Origin of the sequence: Renibacterium salmoninarum ATCC 33209 (genome assembly GCF_000018885.1) — a bacterium.
GTDB lineage: Bacteria > Actinomycetota > Actinomycetes > Actinomycetales > Micrococcaceae > Renibacterium > Renibacterium salmoninarum.
Genome location: NC_010168.1, coordinates 696,495 through 716,552, shown reverse-complemented (window position 1 = coordinate 716,552; position 20,058 = coordinate 696,495). Strand labels below are relative to the sequence as shown.

The 20,058-nt window shown below is 57.0% G+C and carries 15 protein-coding genes and 5 pseudogenes; 9 read left to right on the top strand and 11 right to left on the bottom strand.

The window, feature by feature from the left end:
* Window positions 1-61: 61 nt before the first annotated feature.
* The 6 genes and pseudogenes from RSAL33209_RS03625 to RSAL33209_RS03600 form a co-directional block, all read right to left on the bottom strand.
* A complete protein-coding gene (locus tag RSAL33209_RS03625; protein WP_012244283.1) occupies window positions 62-1,240 on the bottom strand; it encodes a serine hydrolase domain-containing protein in 1,179 nt (392 codons plus the stop codon).
* A gap of 9 nt (window positions 1,241-1,249) precedes the next feature.
* A complete protein-coding gene (locus RSAL33209_RS03620; RefSeq protein WP_041685120.1) occupies window positions 1,250-2,752 on the bottom strand; it encodes an APC family permease in 1,503 nt (500 codons plus the stop codon).
* Window positions 2,753-2,956: 204 nt separating this feature from the next.
* Complete coding sequence (locus RSAL33209_RS03615; RefSeq protein WP_041684395.1) at window positions 2,957-4,027, bottom strand: isopeptide-forming domain-containing fimbrial protein; 1,071 nt, start codon at window positions 4,025-4,027, stop codon at window positions 2,957-2,959.
* A complete protein-coding gene (locus RSAL33209_RS16870; protein WP_158539285.1) occupies window positions 4,027-4,329 on the bottom strand; it encodes a DUF7927 domain-containing protein in 303 nt (100 codons plus the stop codon). The genes RSAL33209_RS03615 and RSAL33209_RS16870 overlap by 1 nt, the downstream gene beginning before the upstream one ends.
* The gene (locus RSAL33209_RS03605) at window positions 4,236-5,006 is read right to left on the bottom strand and encodes a DUF7927 domain-containing protein (RefSeq protein ID WP_080503749.1); all 771 of its coding nucleotides are present in this window, start codon (window positions 5,004-5,006) and stop codon (window positions 4,236-4,238) included. The genes RSAL33209_RS16870 and RSAL33209_RS03605 overlap by 94 nt, the downstream gene beginning before the upstream one ends.
* A 70-nt stretch (window positions 5,007-5,076) precedes the next feature.
* Window positions 5,077-6,327: pseudogene (locus RSAL33209_RS03600) on the bottom strand (IS3 family transposase).
* Window positions 6,328-6,509: 182 nt separating this feature from the next.
* Here RSAL33209_RS03600 and RSAL33209_RS03590 point away from each other — a divergent pair.
* Window positions 6,510-6,752 carry an HTH domain-containing protein gene (locus tag RSAL33209_RS03590; protein ID WP_012244278.1) on the top strand — a complete coding sequence of 81 codons (243 nt, stop codon included), beginning with the start codon at window positions 6,510-6,512 and terminating at the stop codon, window positions 6,750-6,752.
* 17 nt (window positions 6,753-6,769) lie between these two features.
* On the opposite strand, the pseudogene RSAL33209_RS03585 reads toward RSAL33209_RS03590, so the two are convergent.
* The 4 genes and pseudogenes from RSAL33209_RS03585 to RSAL33209_RS03570 form a co-directional block, all read right to left on the bottom strand.
* Window positions 6,770-8,112: pseudogene (locus tag RSAL33209_RS03585) on the bottom strand (GntP family permease).
* Complete coding sequence (locus tag RSAL33209_RS03580) at window positions 8,112-8,753, bottom strand: bifunctional 4-hydroxy-2-oxoglutarate aldolase/2-dehydro-3-deoxy-phosphogluconate aldolase (protein WP_012244275.1); 642 nt, start codon at window positions 8,751-8,753, stop codon at window positions 8,112-8,114. The pseudogene RSAL33209_RS03585 and the gene RSAL33209_RS03580 overlap by 1 nt, the downstream one beginning before the upstream one ends.
* Before the next feature lie 51 nt (window positions 8,754-8,804).
* A pseudogene (locus RSAL33209_RS03575) lies at window positions 8,805-10,243 on the bottom strand (N-acyl-D-amino-acid deacylase family protein).
* Window positions 10,244-10,454: 211 nt separating this feature from the next.
* Window positions 10,455-11,726, bottom strand: coding sequence for an amino acid deaminase (locus tag RSAL33209_RS03570; protein WP_041684393.1), 1,272 nt, complete (start codon window positions 11,724-11,726; stop codon window positions 10,455-10,457).
* A 127-nt stretch (window positions 11,727-11,853) separates the two neighbouring features.
* Between RSAL33209_RS03570 and RSAL33209_RS03565 the strand changes: the two genes are divergently transcribed.
* The 8 genes and pseudogenes from RSAL33209_RS03565 to RSAL33209_RS03530 all read left to right on the top strand — a co-directional run bounded on the left by RSAL33209_RS03565 (window position 11,854) and on the right by RSAL33209_RS03530 (window position 18,472).
* Complete coding sequence (locus RSAL33209_RS03565) at window positions 11,854-12,891, top strand: sugar kinase (protein ID WP_041684391.1); 1,038 nt, start codon at window positions 11,854-11,856, stop codon at window positions 12,889-12,891.
* Window positions 12,888-12,983 (top strand): annotated as a pseudogene (locus RSAL33209_RS18515) (IclR family transcriptional regulator); the annotation flags it as partial. The gene RSAL33209_RS03565 and the pseudogene RSAL33209_RS18515, both read left to right, overlap by 4 nt.
* 185 nt (window positions 12,984-13,168) lie before the next feature.
* Complete coding sequence (locus tag RSAL33209_RS18510; protein ID WP_012244270.1) at window positions 13,169-13,645, top strand: IclR family transcriptional regulator domain-containing protein; 477 nt, start codon at window positions 13,169-13,171, stop codon at window positions 13,643-13,645.
* Window positions 13,642-14,046, top strand: a complete 405-nt coding sequence (locus tag RSAL33209_RS03555; RefSeq protein WP_012244269.1) for a RidA family protein — start codon at window positions 13,642-13,644, stop codon at window positions 14,044-14,046. Before RSAL33209_RS18510 ends, RSAL33209_RS03555 begins: the two co-directional genes overlap by 4 nt.
* Before the next feature lie 196 nt (window positions 14,047-14,242).
* Complete coding sequence (locus RSAL33209_RS03545; RefSeq protein WP_041684387.1) at window positions 14,243-14,899, top strand: GntR family transcriptional regulator; 657 nt, start codon at window positions 14,243-14,245, stop codon at window positions 14,897-14,899.
* Window positions 14,896-16,410, top strand: coding sequence for an MmgE/PrpD family protein (locus RSAL33209_RS03540; RefSeq protein WP_012244267.1), 1,515 nt, complete (start codon window positions 14,896-14,898; stop codon window positions 16,408-16,410). Before RSAL33209_RS03545 ends, RSAL33209_RS03540 begins: the two co-directional genes overlap by 4 nt.
* Window positions 16,411-17,361 carry a methylisocitrate lyase gene (gene prpB, locus RSAL33209_RS03535; protein WP_012244266.1) on the top strand — a complete coding sequence of 317 codons (951 nt, stop codon included), beginning with the start codon at window positions 16,411-16,413 and terminating at the stop codon, window positions 17,359-17,361.
* Window positions 17,354-18,472 carry a bifunctional 2-methylcitrate synthase/citrate synthase gene (locus tag RSAL33209_RS03530; protein ID WP_012244265.1) on the top strand — a complete coding sequence of 373 codons (1,119 nt, stop codon included), beginning with the start codon at window positions 17,354-17,356 and terminating at the stop codon, window positions 18,470-18,472. Before prpB ends, RSAL33209_RS03530 begins: the two co-directional genes overlap by 8 nt.
* 99 nt (window positions 18,473-18,571) lie before the next feature.
* On the opposite strand, the pseudogene RSAL33209_RS18005 reads toward RSAL33209_RS03530, so the two are convergent.
* Window positions 18,572-20,047, bottom strand: a pseudogene (locus tag RSAL33209_RS18005) (DUF5129 domain-containing protein).
* Window positions 20,048-20,058: the final 11 nt, after the last annotated feature.

Genomic DNA, 20,058 nt, shown 5'->3' with positions numbered 1-20,058 from the left:
ATAGAACTTAGTAGTTCTATCTAACGCCAAGCCGTCTTGCTATCTTGGATCGATTTTTGGCTTAGATGACTTCTCGAAGCGCCTCGGTAAGTCGGCGCATCCGCTCTTCGAGCACTGGTAGCGGCGAAGGATTGAGCACCATGCGCTGGCTAACGTAACCGAAGCCAATACCGCTTTCCGGATGCGCAAAGCCCAGCCGCCCACCCATGCCGGCATGGCCGAATGAGCCGGGTCCCAGCATCGGGCTTGCGACGTCGTCCAGGTGGAAGCCAATGCCCCAGCGCGGCTTGGACTGAACGGTGCCATCTGGCAGCGGAGCCTTATCAATGTCGTCGGTCGCATAGGTTCGCGCCGCTTCCACAGTCTCTGCTGACAGCAAGCGAATACCGTCAACTTCGCCAATCACTGCGGCATACATCCTGGCTAGAGCCCGACCATTAGTGACGCCGCTGGCACCAGCGAGTTGCGCTGAACGGAACTGCACTGAATTGGCTACGCTCTCGCGGCTATCGGCAGGAATCAATTCATAGAGCTGCTCCGCAGTCCGAACTGCGGCCACGGTAGCCGGCGGCAATTGGGCCAGCAGCTCGGCTGATACTTTCGCTGGAAGGGTCAGCGGCGGGTAGCTTGATCGGCGAAACTGGCCTTCGACCGATGTTGGTTGGCCAATCCAGAATTCAAGTCCCAGCGGCGTTGCAATTTCATCAGCAAAGAACTCCCCTACGGGCTTGCCCGAGACGCGATGAACGATTTCGCCTACCAGCGTCCCAAACGTAATCGCATGGTAGTTGAAAAAAGAATTCACTGCATAGGCCGGAGCCTGCGCGGCAATCTCCTGCTCAGCTTTGCCAGGTGTGAAAAAATCTTCCACCGGCGCATCTAAATACGGCAAAGCGCTGCGGTGCTGCGAGACCTGACGCACCGTAATACCGGCTTTTCCTGCGGCCGTAAACTCTGGCCAATAGGTAGCAACGGGTGCGTCGAGATCGATCAAACCACGTTCTACCAAGCGCAGTAAGCAAATCGTTGCTGCCGCCTTTGTGGTGGAAAAGCCCGAGCTTACGCTGTCCTTTAACCACGGTGAGCCATCGTGCGGATCTTCTCCTCCCCAAAGATCCAGGACAGCTTTTCCGTCCCGATAGACGGCCAGCGAGGCTCCATCGTCGAGCCCGTCAGTGAAAAGCGAATCGAAAGCGTCAGCAAGTGGCTGATATCCGTCAGTAACGAATCCTTGAGTCATAACCGAAGCCTACTTACCTGCGGCAACTTTTTCACTGGATTGTTTCTCTTGACGACCAAGTCTAGAATTCCACTGCCCGTAGCTGAAGTAGATGACCAATCCGATAACCACCCAAATACCAAAGAAAATCCAGGTTTCAGTGGCCAAGTTGAACATCAAGTAAATGCACAACACTGCGGAAATGATCGGGATCACCGGACCAAGCGGAACTCGGAACGCCGGCTTGAGGTCTGGACGCTTACGGCGCAAAACGATAATTCCCAAGCTGACCATGACGAAAGCGGACAAGGTGCCAATGTTGATCATTTCACCGAGTAGCTCAATGGGCGTAAAACCGGCAAGAGCGGCGACAATGGCTCCGCAGATGATCTGGGTACGTGCCGGGGTTGAGCGCTTCTCTGAAGTACGAGAAAGAGCCCGCGGCAGTAAGCCGTCTCGACTCATCGCCATCGAGACTCGTGCAAGGCCCATCAAAAGCACCATAATCACCGTGGTGAGACCGATCAGCGAGCCCAAGGCAATCACCACAACTGCCCAGTCCGCACCAACTAACTGGAATGCAGAAGCCAGCGAGGGGTCCTTAGCTTTAGCCAGATCGGTGTACGGCACCATACCGGTGACGGTCAGCGTGACCAAAATATACAAGACGGTCACCACGGCTAAGCCGACAAAAATGCCACGCGGCAAGGTTTTCTTGGGGTTCTTGACCTCTTCGGCACTGGTGGCGACGACGTCGAAGCCAATGAATGAGAGGAAGACTAATGCGGCACCGGAGATCACCCCGGTGAAGCCGTACATTTCCGGCGTTGAACCGGAAAGGAAGGAGAGGAAGGGCTGCGTTACCCAGCTTGTCCCGCTGTCCGGAGCTGGCTGGCTTGGCGGCACAAACGGCGTGTAGTTCTGAGCTTTGACGTAGAAAAGTCCAACAACAATGACGAAAAGCACGATCGCAATTTTGATCACGGTCACCACGTTGTTGACGCGGGCCGAGAGCTTAGTGCCCAACACCAAAACCACGGTGAAAATTGCCACCACGACGAGCGGGCCCCAATAAAGCGGTAGCCCGAATATTGAGACCTCTGCGGGCAGCGGAAGGTTGATCGCGGTCAGGAAGTTCGATAGATAGACGCCCCAATATTTAGCAATCACCGCGCCAGCCATCAACAACTCAAGGATCAGGTTCCAGCCGATGATCCAGGCCAAAAGCTCACCCATCGTGGCGTAAGTGAAGACGTAAGCACTACCGGTCACCGGCATCGCGGTGGCAAATTCGGCGTAACACATAATGGCCAGGGCACAAGTAACTGCTGCCAAGACAAATGAAACCGTTACCGCGGGGCCAGCATTGTGCGCAGCCGCCTTGGCGCCCACCGAGAAAATACCCGCACCAACGGCCACTGCTACGCCCATGATCATCAGATCCCAGGTGCTAAGTGACCGTTTGAGGGTCCGGCCCGGTTCTGTTGAGTCCGCGATGGACTGCTCCACCGACTTGGTGCGCATCAATCTCATTGATTCTGCCTTTGCATTCATACCGCGCTTAGTTGCCCGGCCAGGGTAACCAAATTACCCTAACTAAACTGATTGTCTTGCTCCCAAAATGCTCGCCGCGTCTCACATCTTGAGACAATTCGAACAAAATGCGCCAAGAGAAAAGGGTGAGCTGTTGGCAGCTCACCCTTTTCTCTCTAGCTATTTTGACGTGTCTTTTGAGCCTTACGACTCACTACGACGACGGCGCAGTCCAAGACCCAGCAACAAGAACAGGCCGAGCAGGAACACTCCACCAGCCCCGTACAGAATCGGCAACAGGCCCTGAACGCCGGTGTCCGGCAGGCTAGGATCCGTTGGTACGACCGGAGTTGGCGTGACTGGGTTGTTAGTGCACTTATCGCTTCCAGGAACGCACGTCGTTGGCGGCGTCTCACCCGGGTTCAGCAAGAAGTGACCCAACAGGTTATCGCCACGCTGACCATCCGGCTTCACCGTCACCTTGTAGGTAACAGTCACCGTCTTGCCTGCATCGAGAGTTCCCGTGATGTCAATCTTGCCGTTGCTGCCATCAGTGACAGTCAGCGCGCCATCCGAAGATGAGGGCTTTGCACTGATCGTTGCGTCGTCCAAAACTCCGGTCAGGTTGTCAACGCGATTGATCTCTCCCGCGCCAGCACCCTTGTTCTCGAAAGTCAGCGTGTAGGTCAGCTCCTGACCAGCCTTGACCGTCGTACCTGACTTGGGATCCACACTCTTTGAATCTTCAAGCTGAGGCACCGGGTTAGTCGTGCAATCCGGATTGCCCGGCTCACAAGTCGTCGGCGGAGTCTCGCCCGGGTTGACCAGGAAGTTACCCAACACGTTATCGCCACGCTGACCATCAGGCTTCACCATCACCTTGTAGCTGACCGTGACAGTTTTGCCTGCTTCAAGCGAGCCCTTGATGGTGATCTTGCCATCAGTGCCGTCAGAAACTACTAGGGCAGCATCCGACGACGTCGGCGTCGAAGTAATCGTCGCGTCATCAAGAACCTTAGAAAGGTCATCAACACGGTCAACATCACCAGCAGCAGCACCCTTATTGGTGAACGTCAAGGTGTAGGTCAGCTCCTGACCAGCGACCACGGTGCTGCCGGACTTGGGATCCATACTCTTTGAATCTTCAAGCTGAGGCACTGGGTTAGTCGTGCAATCCGGATTACCCGGCTCACAAGTCGTCGGCGGAGTCTCGCCCGGGTTGACCAGAAAGTTACCCAACACGTTATCGCCAGGCTGACTATCAGGCTTCACCATCACCTGTAGCTGACCGTGACAGTTTTGCCTGCTTCAAGCGAGCCCTTGATGGTGATCTTGCCATCAGCGCCGTCAGAAACTACTAGGGCAGCATCCGACGACGTCGGCGCAGAGGTGATCTTCGCGTCATCAAGAACCTTAGAAAGGTCATCAACACGATTCACATCACCAGCAGCAGCACCCTTATTGGTGAACGTCAAGGTGTAGGTCAGTTCCTGACCAGCTTTAACCGTCGTGCCAGAAGCCGGATCAACCGACTTCTTATCCTCTCTACCTGAGGAACCGCGGTTGTCGTGGTGCAAGTAGCGTCGGTTGAGCCTGGCACGCAGTTACTTCCGCCGGTGACAACGTTAGTCAGGAGGTTATCTCCGCGCTGACCATCCGCTTTGACCGTCGCACTGTACTTGATGGTCATAGACGCATCTACCGCCAGCGGCCCAGCCCAGCTCAGAGTCGGGGCCGAGTAGCTCGGCGCCGGTCCAGCAGTAGCGACTGCGTCGTTGTTGTAAGTGGCGTCGTCAATGACTTTGCTGAGGTTGTCCGAGATCCGAGCAGGATTTCCCGTGGTGTAATCAACCGCACCGGTGTTCTTCAAGGTCAGCGTGTAATTGACCTTGTCGCCTGGTTTGGCATCGGCTTTGTCCGACGTTTTAGCAACCGTAAAGGACTGAGGTTTTGCCGTGTTGGTAAACGTACATTTCACATTGGCGCCATCAGCGCTAGCCGGGACCAGGTAAGTGAAAGTTGCGGTAGTGCCTGAGCCGCTGGCGACCACTGCATTGTTGTTATTGACGTTGACACATTGATACGTACTCACATAGTTTGCGAGGTTTGTTGTGCCAGATGCAGTTTCGGAAACCGTGTAGGAACGGTCCTGCAAAGCAAGAACCGGTCCGGCAACCTGAACCGTTACCGGTTTCTTGCCGCTTTTATGCGAGTCCCTGCACCGGTTGGGCCGGGATGGTTTCTTTAGCGTAATACGCTACTTCGTGTTCTGTCGGTGGGTTGAATCGCCCCGGTGAATCGCTCCGGTGTGTCCGGAGGGTTTCTCAGACGATGAGCCTGTCGGCGGCTGCCGTGCTCTGGTAGTGATTGTAGTAGTGGTTTTCTAGCTCTACTGGTGGGATGTCTCCGCAGTACTGGTAGAGCCTTCGGTGGTTGTACCAATCGGCCCATTCAGCGGTGCCGATTTCGACTTCTTCTAGAGTCCGCCAGGGCTTGCCGGGTTTGATCAGCTCGGTCTTATAAAGCCCGTTGATGGTTTCCGCCAAGACGTTGTCGTAACTATCACCCACAGAACCGATCGAGGGGCGGATACCGGCCTGGGCCAGGCGTTCGGTGAAGGCCAAGGAGGCGTATTGAGCCCCGGCATCGTGATGATGAATCACCCCGGAAATCTCAGCCCCGGCCCGTTCACGACTCCAGATTGCCTGATTAACTGCGTTGAGCACTAGCACGGTGTTCATAGAAGCACTCGCTGACCAGCCCAGGATCCTCCGAGAGTAAGCATCGATCACGAAGGCAACATAGACCCACCCGGACCAGGTCGAAACATAGGTGAAATCATCTACCCATAGCCGATCCGGTGCCGTTGGTGTGAAATCACGGCGGACCAAGTCCTTCGCTCGGGCCGCCTTCGAGTCTTTGATCGTGGTGCGTTTGACCTTGCCACGGACCACACCCTGTATGCCAAGTAACCCCATGAGCCGTTCTACCGTGCACCTGGCCACCGGCACACCTTCACGGTTCATCGCCAACCAGACTTTCCTGGTGCCGTAAACCCCGTAATTAGCGGCATACACCTTCTGGATCACGGGCTTGAGCACCTCATCACGTTGTTCTCGGTGAGATCGTGTTTTATCCACCCATTCGTAGTACGTGGACGGGGTGGTCTTCACCCCGTCCCAGTAAGCACCTGGCAGATCGACTCGACACCCCACCGCAATCCATTATTCTCGCGGTGACCGGCATGGTCCTTGATGTATTTCACGATCAGTGTTGTGGCGGTCGAGTTCGACCGCGACAAAAGCTGAAGCACTCCGAAGGATCGCGTTCGCCCGTTTCAGCTCAGCGTTCTCACGCCGTAACCGTTTCAGCTCGGCCGATTCCGTGCTCGTTGTTCCAGTTCTAGTACCAACATCGATCTCGGCTTGCCGGACCCATTTACGCACCGTTTCCGGCACACCCACACCCAAAAGCTGGGCAACTTTTTGCATCGCCGCCCACTCCGAAGACGCACCCTCCATCTCCGCACGATCCTTCAACTCCTGCGGATACCGTGTCGTAGTTTTCCCTGCCATGTCCTGATCCTCTCAAACAAGAAAGTCTCCGGACACACCGGGGCGATTCACTTACGTTTGCGTCTTTTGCGGAAAAACTGGGCAATTATCGCGCTTTTCGTGAGCAGCTTGCCGATCCCGCTCAGCCAAAACAACCGAGACGTGAAGTCGGGCAACATGAAGTTGATTAGGCCTTAGCTCGTTTGCGCACGCCGACTGCCGAGGTGCTGCCCAAGGGGCTCTCCCCCGATACCCTGGCCGCCGTCGTCGGTCTGCTCCGCGACGCCAGCGGACCAGTTTCTGCTCAAGAAGTCACCGAAGCGCTAGGGATTTCGCGGGTAACGGCTCGGCGCTATTTGGAATACCGAGCTGACCGCGGGTCAGCTCGGCGCACACCACGCTACGGCACCCCTGGTCGGCCCGAGAATGAGTACTCCTGGGTCTAGGCCAACCTCGCGGCAGCTTAGACGAACTGATAAAGCAGAATTGCCATGCCAAAGCCGACGACGGACAGTACCGTTTCCAACACGGTCCAGGTTTTGAGGGTGTCTTTGACCGAAAGGTTGAAGTATTTCGAAATGATCCAAAAACCGCCGTCGTTGACGTGGCTGGCGATAATCGAGCCGGAAGCAATTGAGATAACGATGAGCGCCAACTGAGGCTGGGAGAAACCACTTGCCAGGGTCGGCGCCAGGATGCCGCCCGTGGTCACAATTGCCACCGTCGCCGAGCCTTGGGCAGTCCCCACTGAGCCAGCGATCCGGCAACTGCTTGACCTACACCGGTGGCAGACAAAACTGAGCCGAAGAAGGCGCCTGAGCCAACTACCAGCAGAATCATGCCAACCGGGCGTAAGGACGCGGTGGAAAGTTCAGAAAGCTCCTGGGCCGTGATGCCGCGCCGAATGCCCAACAGCCAGATTGCCAGCAATACGGCTACGGTCAGCGCAATGGCCGGAGTGCCAAAAAATTGCAGTGCAGCACGGAAGCCACCCACGGGTAAAAGAACATTGCCAAAGGTTCCGCCCAGAATCAAGAGCATCGGTAAGCCGATGGTCAGCAAAACGAGGCCAATATGCGGCTCGTTGCGCGCGCCCTTATCGGATTCAGCTACTACTCGGTCCGCGGGAACTTCAACCATCATCCGCTTGCCTATCCAGGTACCCCAGAGGATGCCTGAGGCGAACCAGGCTGGGATTCCGCAGGCCAAACCCATCACAATAATCCAGCCCAGCTCAACATGGAACAGACCCGCAGCGGCAACGGGTCCAGGGTGCAGCGGCAAGAAGGCGTGCGTTACGGATAGACCGGCTAAAAGTGGCAGTGCGTAGAGCAGCAACGACTTGCCACCACGAATTGCCGCGACGTACACCAGCGGGGCAAGCACAAAGATGCCAATGTCGAAAAACACCGGAATCCCCAGCACAAAGCCAGTAATACCCATTGCCAACGGGGTGCCTTTTTCACCGAAGACTCGAACCAAACGACTCAGCAGCACCTCGGCTCCGCCAGAGCGCTCCAATATTGCGCCAAGTACGGTACCCAAACCAATGATGACGGTGATGTGACCGAGAATCCCGGCAAAGCCCTTTTCTAGGAGCGCATCACCGCTTTTAGTTGCTGTTCCCGCCAAAGCATCGATCGAAATTCCGCCCGCGAGCGCCACCAAGACACCAACACCGAGGAGCGCGATAAACGGCTCGAGTTTGACCTTGATAATCAGGAAAAGTAGTAGCGCTATGCCAGCGGAAGCTAGCAGTAACAGCCCAACGGTGTCATGGCGTAGCCAGTCCAGGAACTCAACCACTACCGTGCTCCCAAGCTGGCGACGAAGTTCTGCGCAAGGCTGCCGATGTGGGCCCAGTCTCCAGCTTCAATAGCCGATGGCGGCACGACCGAGGTGCCACAGCCCACCGCGAGTGCACCTGCCCGCAAATAGTCGGCCGCATTGCTCGCGTCGATGCCACCAGAGGGCAGCAGCTTGATGCCGGGGAAGGGTCCTAGCAGGTCTTTGAGGTACCCGGGGCCCCATTGCCGGGCAGGGAAGATCTTGATCGCCGTTGAACCTAAGTCCAAGGCCTCAGCTACTTCGCTAGGGGTCAGGACTCCTAAGGCAAACGGAATCCCGGCGTTGCTGGCGACGCGGGCAACGTCCCGGCGTAGGCCAGGGGTGACCAAAAATTGTGCTCCGGCATCGATAGCGGCTCGGGCCTGCTCACCAGTAAGTACCGTGCCAACACCAACTGTTGCACCGTGCTGAGCCGCGGTGTTCACTGCTTCCTTGATCAAATCCAACACACCGGGAATGGTGAAAGTCAGCTCAACGCTGCGGATACCGCCGTTGACCAGAGCCTGGCATAATGCCGCTGGATCGGGCACGGCAGCGGCCCGGACCACCGCAACGGTGCGGTCCTGGGCCAAAACTTCTAGGAAGTTTTCTACGGACATGATTTCTCCTTATGACCTGGCTTGGCTGGCTTAACTGGCTGGCAGTTGATTTCACGACGTTGCCGCAGTGCGGCCGTCTCCTTGTCTGCGCAGCGTCCGGCCAGCCCTGATTCCGGTAGGGCTTCCTGCTGAGATCGCGGCACGGCCGTTGACGTACACGGCGTGGATTCCGACCGCGGGCTGCCGGGGTTGAGCAAACGTCGCCCGATCGGCAATCGCCGCCGAATCAAAAAGCACTAGATCGGCCGCATAGCCTTCTTTGACTAGGCCTCGTCGATCCAGCCTGAGCCGCCTTGCGGGCCGACCGCTGAGATGGTGCACAGTTTCTTCTAGATTCATGATGCCCAGGTCCCGGCTGTAATGACCAAAATACCGCGGGAAGGTTCCCCAAGCGCGCGGGCGTGGTTTGTTGCCGTTGAGAATCCCGTCGCTGCCACCGGTATGCGCCCGGTGTTGCATGATGCTACGAACGTTGGCTTCATCGCCCACATGTTGCAAGATGCCAGTGGCCAATTGATCGCGTTGCAAGATGTCCACGAAAACCTCAAAAGCGTCTACTTCGCGCTCGTGCGCTATTTGCGCGATGCTGCTACCTGCGTACTGGCGTAACTCCGGATTTTCTACCCCACTGATTTCGATGCTTTGCCAATCTGTGACCACACCATGGCAACCATCCGAGCCGTAGATTTCGACCGCTTCCCTGATCTGGGCGCTACTGACCGGATCGATGAGTCGTTGGAGCGTTTCTGCAGTACCGCCAGAGGTTGCCCAACTGGGCAGAATTGCCGAAAGCGTTGTGGCGCCGGGCAGATACGGATAGCTGTCCAGGGTCACATCGACGCCTTCGTTGAGCGCAGCATCGATAAGCGCCAGTAGCTCGGCAGCCCGGCCTATATTTTCGGGAAAATTCATCGTCGCGTGTGCCAAGTGCAAGGCACAGCCAGTTTGCTGGCTGAGACCGATCATTTCACCATATGCTTCCAAAGCGCCCTTGCCGTAGGAGCGATGATGTGGAGCGTAAAAGCCGCCTAGTTCCGCCACAACCCGGCAAAGCGCAGCCAGTTCCTGTTTACCCGCATACATCCCGGGGTATAGGTCAGCCCTGACGACATTCCTAGTGCACCTTGCCGCATTCCTTCTCGGACAAGCTCACACATTTGTTCGAGTTGTTCCACATTGGGTTTGGCCTCAGCAAAGCCCAGCACCATGGCTCGCACACTGCCCTGCGGGACTAGGTAGGCAGCATTGGTGGCAATTTGGGCCTCGTCCAGCCGATCCAAGTATTCGCCCACGCTTCGCCAGCTGAAGTCAAAGCTCGCCGGATTACCGTTCCAACCAGCAATTTTTTGCCGAATGCCAGCCAGGCTGGCATCGTCCACTGGTGCGTAGGAAAGCCCGTCTTGGCCCAAAAGCTCTGTGGTCACCCCTTGGCTGAGCTTGGCGTAGTGCCCGGGTTCGGTCAGCAGGTGCAAATCAGAATGGGCGTGCATGTCGATGAATCCCGGGGCGAGGGCCAGCCCGTCAGCTTTGATCACCGTTGCACCGCGCAAACTGCCGGGTTGGGCAATCTGCCGGATCACGCCGTCTTCAATCAAAACGTCTGCGGTCCTGCGCGGCGCTCCAGTGCCGTCAATAACTGAAACGCCTTGGAAAAGCAGGCGTTCTGGGCTAGGGATTGAGCTTTCAGTCAACGGGACGCTCCTAGAAAAAGGTGTGCACAAGGTCAACGACAATGCCTTCGTCAAGTACCGGGATAAGCGTCCATTTATCAAAGGCTGTGCAGGGGTGCGAGAGGCCAAGTTTGATCACTTGACCAATACGAATCTCGGCAAGTTCCGGGTTGTAGCGCAAATAACTGTGTTGATCGTTCACCGCACTGATCGAAGCGGCCACAAGTGGGCGAACCTCCTGGCCTAGCTCCTCCGCAATACCCAGCGGTTGCGGAAGTCCTTCGTCAAACGGTAAGTCGCGTTTTCCGGCGTCAAGAATCGCCAGCCTCGGCTCGGGTTGTGAAGCTACCCGCGCCCAGCCGTGCATGCCGGCAAGCAACGCCTGACCATCGGCGGCACGCGAGAACGGTGAAATCGCACGATAAAAGCCGTCGTCGTGCACTAAGTAGGCGCCACTGCGCAAAATCAGCTCGACTTCGGCAAGCTGCTTGTTGCCTAAAACCTCGACTACCAAATCAAAATAGGCGCTACCGCCAGCGCTGAGGATCACTCGGGTATCCGGCGCGTAAAGCTTCGCTGCGAGCAGACGCTCGTGCAAAATTTTCAGATCCGCTAGATACGCGCGGACTACCCTAAGCCCTGACGCAGAGGCATCATGCGCAAGTGAGCCTTCATATCCGGCCACACCAACAAGCCTGAGATGGCGCGAATTCTGCACGGCTTGCGCCATCTCGAATGTTGATTCGATTCCGCGCGCACCTGTCCGGCCACCGGGCGCACCCAGTTCTACCAAAACCTCAAGGAGGGTCTCAGTCCCAGAAAGTACCGAGTCAATTCGACGCACGGTCTGAATACTGTCAACCCACGAGAGAATTCGAGTGCCGTCGGACACCTCGTTGGCAACCCAGCGAATCGCTTCCGGATCGGCGAGCACGTTAGCCAACATCAGCTGACGGAAGCCGAATTCTTTCGCTACGCGCAGCTGAGCAAGGTTGGCTAACGACATTCCCCAAGCGCCGCGGTCAAGCTGTCGCTTCCACAATTGTGGTGCCATCGTGGTTTTTCCATGCGGAGCCAATGCAACGCTGTGCTCTTGGCACCATTGCGCCATCCGTTCTAAATTGGCGTCCAACGCAGCTCCGTCCAGGGTCAGCAACGGCGTGGAAAATTCAGCCAACCTGGGACTGCGCGCGAGAAACTGCCGAATCTGCTGGCCCTCGGCAGCTACTGGGCTGGCCTTAAAACGCCATTCCAGAACCCGTTCGCTCAGACGCTCAATGGCATCATTGGCTGGAAAATTCATCACGTTCCTCAAGGAATTGCGTTTTTTGCAAGGCTTGTTGCAAAAAAGTGTGAGACATGGCTCACATTGGCCGTCAAGGCTGCGCCGATTGCGGTACCGAAGATGACCAGACCTGGAGGAATCGTTGATGCGAGCAGCCGTTTGCCTGGGCGAAACTATGGCAGTTCTGAGCCCGGATCCGGCCATTCCAGTGAAAACAGCCAACAATTTCCGTTGCGGCGTGGGCGGTGCCGAATCGAACGTTGCGATGGGACTGGCTGCGCTCGGCATGGAGACCGCCTGGGTCAGCCGAGTGGGCGACGACGGCTTTGGTCACAAAATCCTGGACACACTAGCCGACCATCAGGTCAATATTGCGTCCGTGCAGATTGATCCGCACCGCCCCACCGGCCTGTATTTCAAAGGCGAAGCTGCCGGGCCGCATGCCACACCAGTGCTTTATCACCGCCGCGGCTCAGCAGCAGCAGCGATGTCTGCTGAGCTACTAGCGGAACCTGCGGTTGCAGAACTGCTCGCAGGTGCAGACTTGATTCATCTCAGCGGCATTACGCCCGCTTTGTCGAGCAGTTGCCGCGAACTCTGTGCAAGCTTGCTCAGTGCGCCGCGCAACGGTCGAATCGTCAGTTTCGATCTGAATTGGCATGCGCAACTTTGGCGAGACCAGGACCCCAGTGTGCTGCGCGATCTCGCCAACCTGGCCGACGTCGTGCTGCTTGGCGAAGACGAAGCTCAGCTCGCCTTCGGCACGGGCCTCGAATCTGAACTTCGTCAGCTGCTACCAAAGCCCAGAACTTTAGTCATCAAAAAGGGTGCGGAATCCGCAGTTTCGCTACATCGAACCGCCGACGGCAGCACCCGATACGAAGTTTCCGCACTCAGAGTAGAGCTACTGGAACTGGTTGGAGCTGGCGATTCGTCTGCGGCCGGATATTTGAGCGGCCTGATGAACGGCCTTGACGAGCGCAGCCGACTACGCCGCGGGCACCTCGCGGCAGCCTGCACGCTCACCGTGCCAGGTGACCGCGGCCCGTTACCGAGCGAACCGCTACTATCTGCCTTACTTGCCTGCAGCGAAAGCGAAGAGGACTGGACCGCCACCTTGGTGCATCCAGACGGTATCACCTCCCCCGTGGCAGAGCGGCTAGTTAAGTCGGGGCAGCAATGAGTCAAAGCCTGCAACGCGGACTAGATTTGCTGGCGCAACTGGCCGGCCAGCCCGCCACCTTGGACGAGCTCGCTTCCCGAGCCGCGGTGCACAAAACCACCATTATGCGGTTGCTCCACGATTTAGAAGCTCAACGCTTTGTTTTTCGAGATGGTCAGCAGCGTTACCGACTGGGCGCTAAGTTGTTCGAGCTCTCCTCCCGGGCACTTGAAGAACGCGACGTGCGCGCTTTTCCCGGCCGCACCTCGCCGCGCTCAACGAAATCACTGGGCACACAGTGCATTTGGCCGCGTTCGAAGGCCGAGACGTGGTCTACATTGACAAGTTTGAGTCGAGACACCCGGTTCGAATGTACTCACGAATCGGGCTTACCGCGTCCCTGCACTCGGCCGCCGTCGCCAAGGTATTACTGGCCGACCTGCCCACCGAGCGCCGCGAAGCGATTGCCACCAGCATCGACTATGTCAAAGCCACCGAGAACACGATCATGAGCCCACGGGCTCTGTTGGCCGAACTGAGCACCGTGCGGCAACAAGGTTGGGCCCAGGATAATTGCGAGCATGAACCGCTGGTGCACCGCATCGCGGTTCCAATTCGAGATGCGAGCGGCGCCGTCGTTGCTGCCGCTTCTACCTCGGTGCCAACAATGCTCCTCGACGCCGCCGGGTTACTTGACCTACTCCCGGGTTTGGCTACCACTGCCGAAGCGATTTCCCGCGAACTCGGCTACCTACCGAAAGGAACTGCTCCATGAGCACCAAGACCGTAGTCCGAACAGACAACGCACCCGCGCCAGCGCATGTTTTTTCACAAGGGCTAATAAAAGGCGGCATGTTTCAGGTCTCCGGCCAGGGACCCATGGATCCAGTCACCAATCAGTACATTGGCGCTGGCGACGTCCGAACTCAAACCCGCCGGACGCTCGAGAACGTCAAAGCGATCCTCGAAGCCGGCGGCGCATCTGTTGAGGACGTGTTAATGTTCCGGGTTTATCTGACCACTCGAGATGATTTTGCCGCGATGAACGAGGTTTACGGCGAATTCATCAGCGAAAACGTCCCCTCTGGAGCACTACCCAGCCGAACCACGGTGTTCGTGGAATTGCCGCACGAGGTCATGTTGGTTGAAATTGACGCGCTAGCAGTCCTGGCATAGCCATGGTTCTTCTCAACTTATGTCCCCGCGCAGAGCTGCTGGCGGGGACAAAAGTGTTTATATCCCCGAGTAGCGCCCTAGGCGGGGACAAAACACGCGCAACGCCGCCAAGCGCGTTTTTGGCAGAATGTATACACAAGATAGTCAAAGCTGCCAGTATCTGCCGATATTACGAATTTATGTATACACTGTAGCTATGCGCGCCAGCGAGAAAGCTTACCAGACGTTGCACAGCGACATTGTGCAATGGCGACTCACACCGGGCACAGTTCTGGCCGAAGTCGAGCTTTCCGAGCGCCTTGGCGTCAGCCGGACCCCGATCCGCGAAGCATTGTCCCGCCTCACCGCAGAAGGATTGACGACGGCGAAAGGCGGCCGCGGCGTCGTCGTCACCGACGTCTCACTGGCAACGGTTCGTGAGCTATATGAACTCCGTGAAACATTGGAAACTAAAGCGGCAAGTCTGGCCGCCGAACGTACCGACGATGATTCCTTCAAGGTGCTACGCCAACGTTTCGATGCAGCGAGAAGCGGCCTAGCTCAGAGCGGCTTCACCGACGACTATTATCAACTTTCCGCCGATTTGGACACCGCTCTCGACACACACTGCGGTAATCCATTTCTGGTCAACGCCTTGAAAAACCTACGCCCACTCTTAGCTCGGGCGCGGCGAATGGCACAAGAACACCCGGAGCGGTTACAAGCCACCGCGGCCGAGCACGCGGCAATTTGTGCCGCCATTTCGCTACGGAATCCTGGTTTAGCCGCAGCCGCAACCACCGTCCATCTGAACAATTCCCTTCAACATATTCTCCAGAGCAAGCCGAACAATTCGAGAGGCACATCCCAGTGAAAAATCAGCACGTCCGCGTTTATAAGAGTGAAGAAAACCTTTCCCGCGAAGATCAACTCGCGCACAAAATCGCCCAGGTTGCCGTGGACCCGGTTGAGGTGAATGCCGAAGTAACCGAGATGATCATCAACCGGATTATCGACAATGCTTCGGTAGCCATCGCCTCGCTCAATCGCGCACCCATCGTGGCAGCCCGCGACCAAGCGCTCAGCCATGAACCATCCAAGAACGGTAATGGCGCTGGCCTCTTCGGCATCGCGGCGAAGTCGAGCCCTGAATGGGCTACCTTCGCCAATGGTGTGGCCGTGCGCGAACTCGATTACCACGACACTTTTCTGGCTGCGGAGTACTCGCACCCTGGCGATAACATTCCGCCGATCTTGGCCGTGGCCCAGCACACTGGCAAGAGCGGCAAAGACCTGATTCGCGGCATAGCCACCGGTTACGAAATCCAGGTAGACCTAGTCAAAGCGATCAGCTTGCACAAGCACAAAATCGATCACGTAGCGCACCTCGGCCCCTCGGCAGTTGCCGGCATTGGCGCTTTGCTCGGTCTCGACGCAGAAACAATTTTCCAAGCGGTCGGCCAGGCGCTGCATACCACCACGGCTACCCGGCAGTCCCGCAAAGGCCAGATCTCCACCTGGAAAGCCTACGCACCAGCATTCGCTGGCAAGATGGCGATCGAAGCTGTTGACCGCACGCTGCGCGGCCAAACTTCCCCAGAGCCAATTTACGAAGGTGAAGACGGCGTTATCGCCTGGCTACTCGATGGACCGGATGCTTCCTACGAAGTGCCGTTGCCTGAAGCTGGTGAGGCCAAGCGCGCCATTTTGGACACTTACACCAAGGAACACTCCGCCGAATACCAAGCCCAAGCTTGGATCGACCTGGCGCGCAAACTCCACAACGAGCACCCCGAGTTAATCGACCCGGCAAACGTCAAATCTACGGTACTGCACACGAGCCATCACACGCACTACGTCATTGGCTCTGGCGCCAACGATCCGCAAAAGTACGATCCCACGGCCTCCCGCGAGACCTTGGATCACTCGATTCCCTACATCTTCGCGGTTGCCTTGCAGGACGGCTCCTGGCACCACGTCGATTCCTACACGCCAGAACGCGCTCAGCGTGCCGATACCGTTGAGTTGTGGAACAAGATCACCACGGCAGAAGACGCCGAGTGGACACGCCGCTACCACTCCTTGGACCCAGCAGAAAAGGCCTTCGGCGGTCGCGTTGAGATCGAGCTGACAGACGGCAGCAAGATTATCGACGAAATCGCCGTCGCCGATGCGCACCCGCTCGGAGCCCGGCCGTTTGCTCGGGAAAACTACATCAATAAATTGCGCACGCTGGCTGCCCAAGCCATCGAGCCGGCCGAGCTGGACCGGTTCTTGGCCGCCGTCGAGCGTTTGCCTGAACTTCAGGAAGGCGAACTGGATCAGCTCACCATCCAGGCCAAAGACGGCTTCGTGAGCATCTACGCAACGAAGGGACTGTTCTAAATGCTGTACGCCAAGACCACTGCCGCGCAGAAGCGGATTGACCTGCGCAACAAACTAAATTCCGGGAAATTGCAACAGTTTCCTGGTGCGTTCAACCCGCTCTCGGCCAAGCTCATCCAAGACAAAGATTTCGACGGCGTCTACATCTCTGGTGCGGTACTCTCGGCAGATTTGGGTTTACCAGACATCGGGCTGACCACGCTAACCGAAGTGGCTACCCGAGCCCGGCAAATCGCTCGAATGACTGATCTTCCGGCGATTATCGACGCAGATACCGGTTTCGGAGAGCCGATGAACGTTGCCCGCAGCGTCCAAGAGTTTGAAGATGCTGGGCTAGCCGGATTACACATTGAGGACCAGATCAATCCGAAGCGATGTGGCCACCTCGACGGCAAGGCGGTTGTCGATCTGGAAACCGCGCTCAAACGCATTCGGGCTGCCGCAGACGCACGACGCGACGACAATTTCCTCATCATGGCCCGCACTGATGTAGCGGCAGTGGAAGGAACCCCGGCTGCGGTAAACCGGGCCAAGGCACTGGTCGACGCCGGTGCGGACGCCATTTTCCCGGAAGCAATGCACACGCTGGCGGATTTCGAAGCGATCCGCAAAGCGGTGGACGTGCCGATTCTGGCGAATATGACCGAGTTTGGTAAGAGCGAACTTTTCACCGCAGAACAGCTTGCCAGCGTGGGCATCAATATGGTGATTTACCCGGTCACCTTATTGCGCAGCGCAATGGGTGAGGCCGAGCGTACGCTTGACGCGATTCGTGCGGACGGCACTCAACAGGCCGCGGTGGAACGGATACAGACCCGCGCACGCTTATACGAACTCGTAGACTACGAGGGATACAACCATTTCGATTCTGCGGTATTCAATTTCTCAGTGCCGCAGCAATTCAGCTCGCAAGCTGAATCAACCTCAAAGGAGAGCGACAGCAATGGCTGATGAAACTCAGGACATCCAGAAAGGTTTGGCCGGCGTCGTTGTCGATTACACGGCAGTCTCCAAGGTCAATCCGGGGAGCAATTCGCTGCTCTACCGCGGATACCCCGTGCAAGAACTCTCGGCAAAGAAGAGCTTCGAAGAGGTAGCTTTGCTGCTCTGGAATGGCGAGCTGCCCTCCGAAGCAGAGCTGACTACTTTCGAAGCTCTGGAACGAGCAAATCGTGCGCTCGACGGCAACGTCAAAGCCGCAATCGATTTGCTGCCAACCAGCTGCCATCCGATGGATGTTTGCCGAACGGCTACCTCCGTTATCGGCGCTAACCATGCGCTGGCAGAAGACTCCTCTCCCGAGGCGAATCTGCAAAAGGCCAAAGAATTGTTCGCGGCAATGCCCGCTGTAGTCGCTTACGACCAACGACGTCGGCACGGTTTGGACCCGGTCGAACCCCGGGAAGACTTGGGCTACTCGGCAAACTTTTTGTGGATGACTTTCGGTGAAGAAACTGCACCTGAAGTGGTTGAAGCGTTTAACGTTTCGATGATTCTGTACGCGGAGCACTCCTTCAACGCGTCAACCTTTACCACCCGCGTAATTACCTCGACGCTCGCTGACTTGCACTCCGCAGTGACCGGAGCGATCGGCGCGTTGAAAGGCCCGCTGCACGGCGGGGCCAATGAGGCTGTGATGCATACCTTCGAGGAGATTCAGTCCACCGGTGTGGATGCGAAGACTTGGTTGACTGATGCGTTGGCGCAAAAGAAAAAGATCATGGGCTTTGGCCACCGGGTTTACAAGAACGGTGATTCCAGGGTGCCCACCATGAAGGCTGCGCTCGAGAAGATGTCTGCGCACTATCAGCGTGAAGACATGCTGGATCTGTATTCTGCGTTGGAATCCGCCATGGGTGAGGCGAAGAACATCAAACCAAACCTGGATTATCCGGCCGGCCCGACGTATCACTTGATGGGCTTCGATACCCCGACCTTCACTCCGCTGTTTGTGGCAAGCCGAATCACCGGTTGGACCGCGCACATCATGGAGCAGGCGGCGTCGAACTCATTGATCCGCCCCTTGAGCGCATACAACGGCGTCGACGAACGTCACCTCTAAGCCACCCACGACAAACGCTGCACCACTTTTGGTTGCTATGGGGCGTCCATAGCAACCAAAAGTGGTGCAGCGTTTGTCGTTTTGCTGACAAGTACCGATCTAAAAGGTTGATGAACTTCCAGATCCGGAGAAACTTCCGCCGCTGCTGCCATAACCGGTAGTCGGCTGCGCAGCCGCTGTCGCAGCGGCCAGGTTCTTTGCCAACTCATTTTGCGCAGCCTGGAATGCTTGATTGAACCCGACTATCGTGGCCAATTGCGCCGCGGGGTAGGCGGCGTCGACAATGCTCCGAGAAGTCCTCCGAAAATTCGCCTGTTCGCGCTGAACTGCAGACATTCGCTCTTTCATGAGCTCGGCCTCGCGCGTTGTCCGGGCGATCGCCGCCGTTACCGCTTCAATGTGTGCAGTGAGCGCCGAGGATAACCGGTCACGCAATATCTTCAAACCATCCAGCGCCTGTTCGGGCGTCACGCTGCGACCTGCCAACGAGGCGCCCCACTGTTCTATTGCCTGAGGAATCTCAGTGACGACGGTTCGCAAAACCGCAGCAGTTTCCGGCGAACCTACTGTGACCGGGCGCGCTAACATTTCAGGGATGCCTTGTAGCTCCGCTAGCAACAGCCCTGACTGTCTGTGCCAAGCTTCTGACCAACCCGAATTCATCGTGAGTAAGGCATTAGTGTCGGCAATCAAGTCGTCTACGCTGTCTAAGTCAGTTGCCTCGGCCCGGAACTGCCGGGCTAAATCAATACTAGTTTTCTTGGCTTGCTGAGCCTTACTCAGTGCATCGAGAGTTGCTTTCTTCTCGGTGAGGGCGCGGTACCGAGCTGCGAACTCATCCCAGTAATGCAGCACTTTTCCGCCATATCTCGACGAACTCGGAATGGTTTTGGCATTGAGCTCAGTCACTTGTAGATCCATCGTCACCGAGGTGTAGGCAGCGTTGGCTTGCGTCATTTCAGCGCCATACTTCTTTCGCCCGCTCGCCCGTCTGCCATAAAATATTGCCGCGCCAATCGCACCGAGACCCACTGCGCCGCCAACAACAGCCCCCGGCGAGGCGGCCGCGGCCGGAGCTGCGCTACCCTTATCGCCCGGTAACGGGACCGGAGCAGGAGTGGGCTGCGGATTTACTGGCGCAGGTTTCGCGATCAACGTTGCGGCGTTTTTGACCGCCAAAATTGCACCATCGGTCCATTGCGCGTCCCGAAGTAAACTCTTGATCGAATCTTGAAGTTGCCCTTGTTGACTGGTCGAAATCTTAACGTTTTCGCCAAAATATGTGCCGATTTTCCGAGCATCTGGATCAAGGACAAAGACAAAGAGGCCATCAGCCCATTTTTGCCCGTCGGCAGAGATTCACTCTGGGTGCTCCACCCGCGCGTACTGCAAAGTCTTCTCATTGAGATTGTCGTTTTTGTCGCCGCGGCGGGTATAAATCGCAACCTTTACCGGCACGATAAAATCGACTTTGCTGATCTCTTGTTGTAACTGAGGCAGATAAATCACTCCCGCAGTATCCGCCACGACCAGTTCTGTGGCCGGTACCGCATTAGCTATGGGCGCGGCTGTCATTATCAGTGCAA

Bases quoted from the DNA above. Each gene is read 5' to 3' on its own strand.
- RSAL33209_RS03625 (WP_012244283.1), bottom strand. From the start codon at position 1,240: ATGACTCAAGGATTCGTTACTGACGGATATCAGCCACTTGCTGACGCT.
- RSAL33209_RS03620 (WP_041685120.1), bottom strand. From the start codon at position 2,752: ATGAGATTGATGCGCACCAAGTCGGTGGAGCAGTCCATCGCGGACTCA.
- RSAL33209_RS03615 (WP_041684395.1), bottom strand. From the start codon at position 4,027: ATGGTGAAGCCTGATAGTCAGCCTGGCGATAACGTGTTGGGTAACTTT.
- RSAL33209_RS03580 (WP_012244275.1), bottom strand. From the start codon at position 8,753: ATGTCCGTAGAAAACTTCCTAGAAGTTTTGGCCCAGGACCGCACCGTT.
- RSAL33209_RS03570 (WP_041684393.1), bottom strand. From the start codon at position 11,726: ATGAATTTTCCAGCCAATGATGCCATTGAGCGTCTGAGCGAACGGGTT.
- RSAL33209_RS03565 (WP_041684391.1), top strand. From the start codon at position 11,854: ATGCGAGCAGCCGTTTGCCTGGGCGAAACTATGGCAGTTCTGAGCCCG.
- RSAL33209_RS03555 (WP_012244269.1), top strand. From the start codon at position 13,642: ATGAGCACCAAGACCGTAGTCCGAACAGACAACGCACCCGCGCCAGCG.
- RSAL33209_RS03545 (WP_041684387.1), top strand. From the start codon at position 14,243: ATGCGCGCCAGCGAGAAAGCTTACCAGACGTTGCACAGCGACATTGTG.
- prpB (WP_012244266.1), top strand. From the start codon at position 16,411: ATGCTGTACGCCAAGACCACTGCCGCGCAGAAGCGGATTGACCTGCGC.
- RSAL33209_RS03530 (WP_012244265.1), top strand. From the start codon at position 17,354: ATGGCTGATGAAACTCAGGACATCCAGAAAGGTTTGGCCGGCGTCGTT.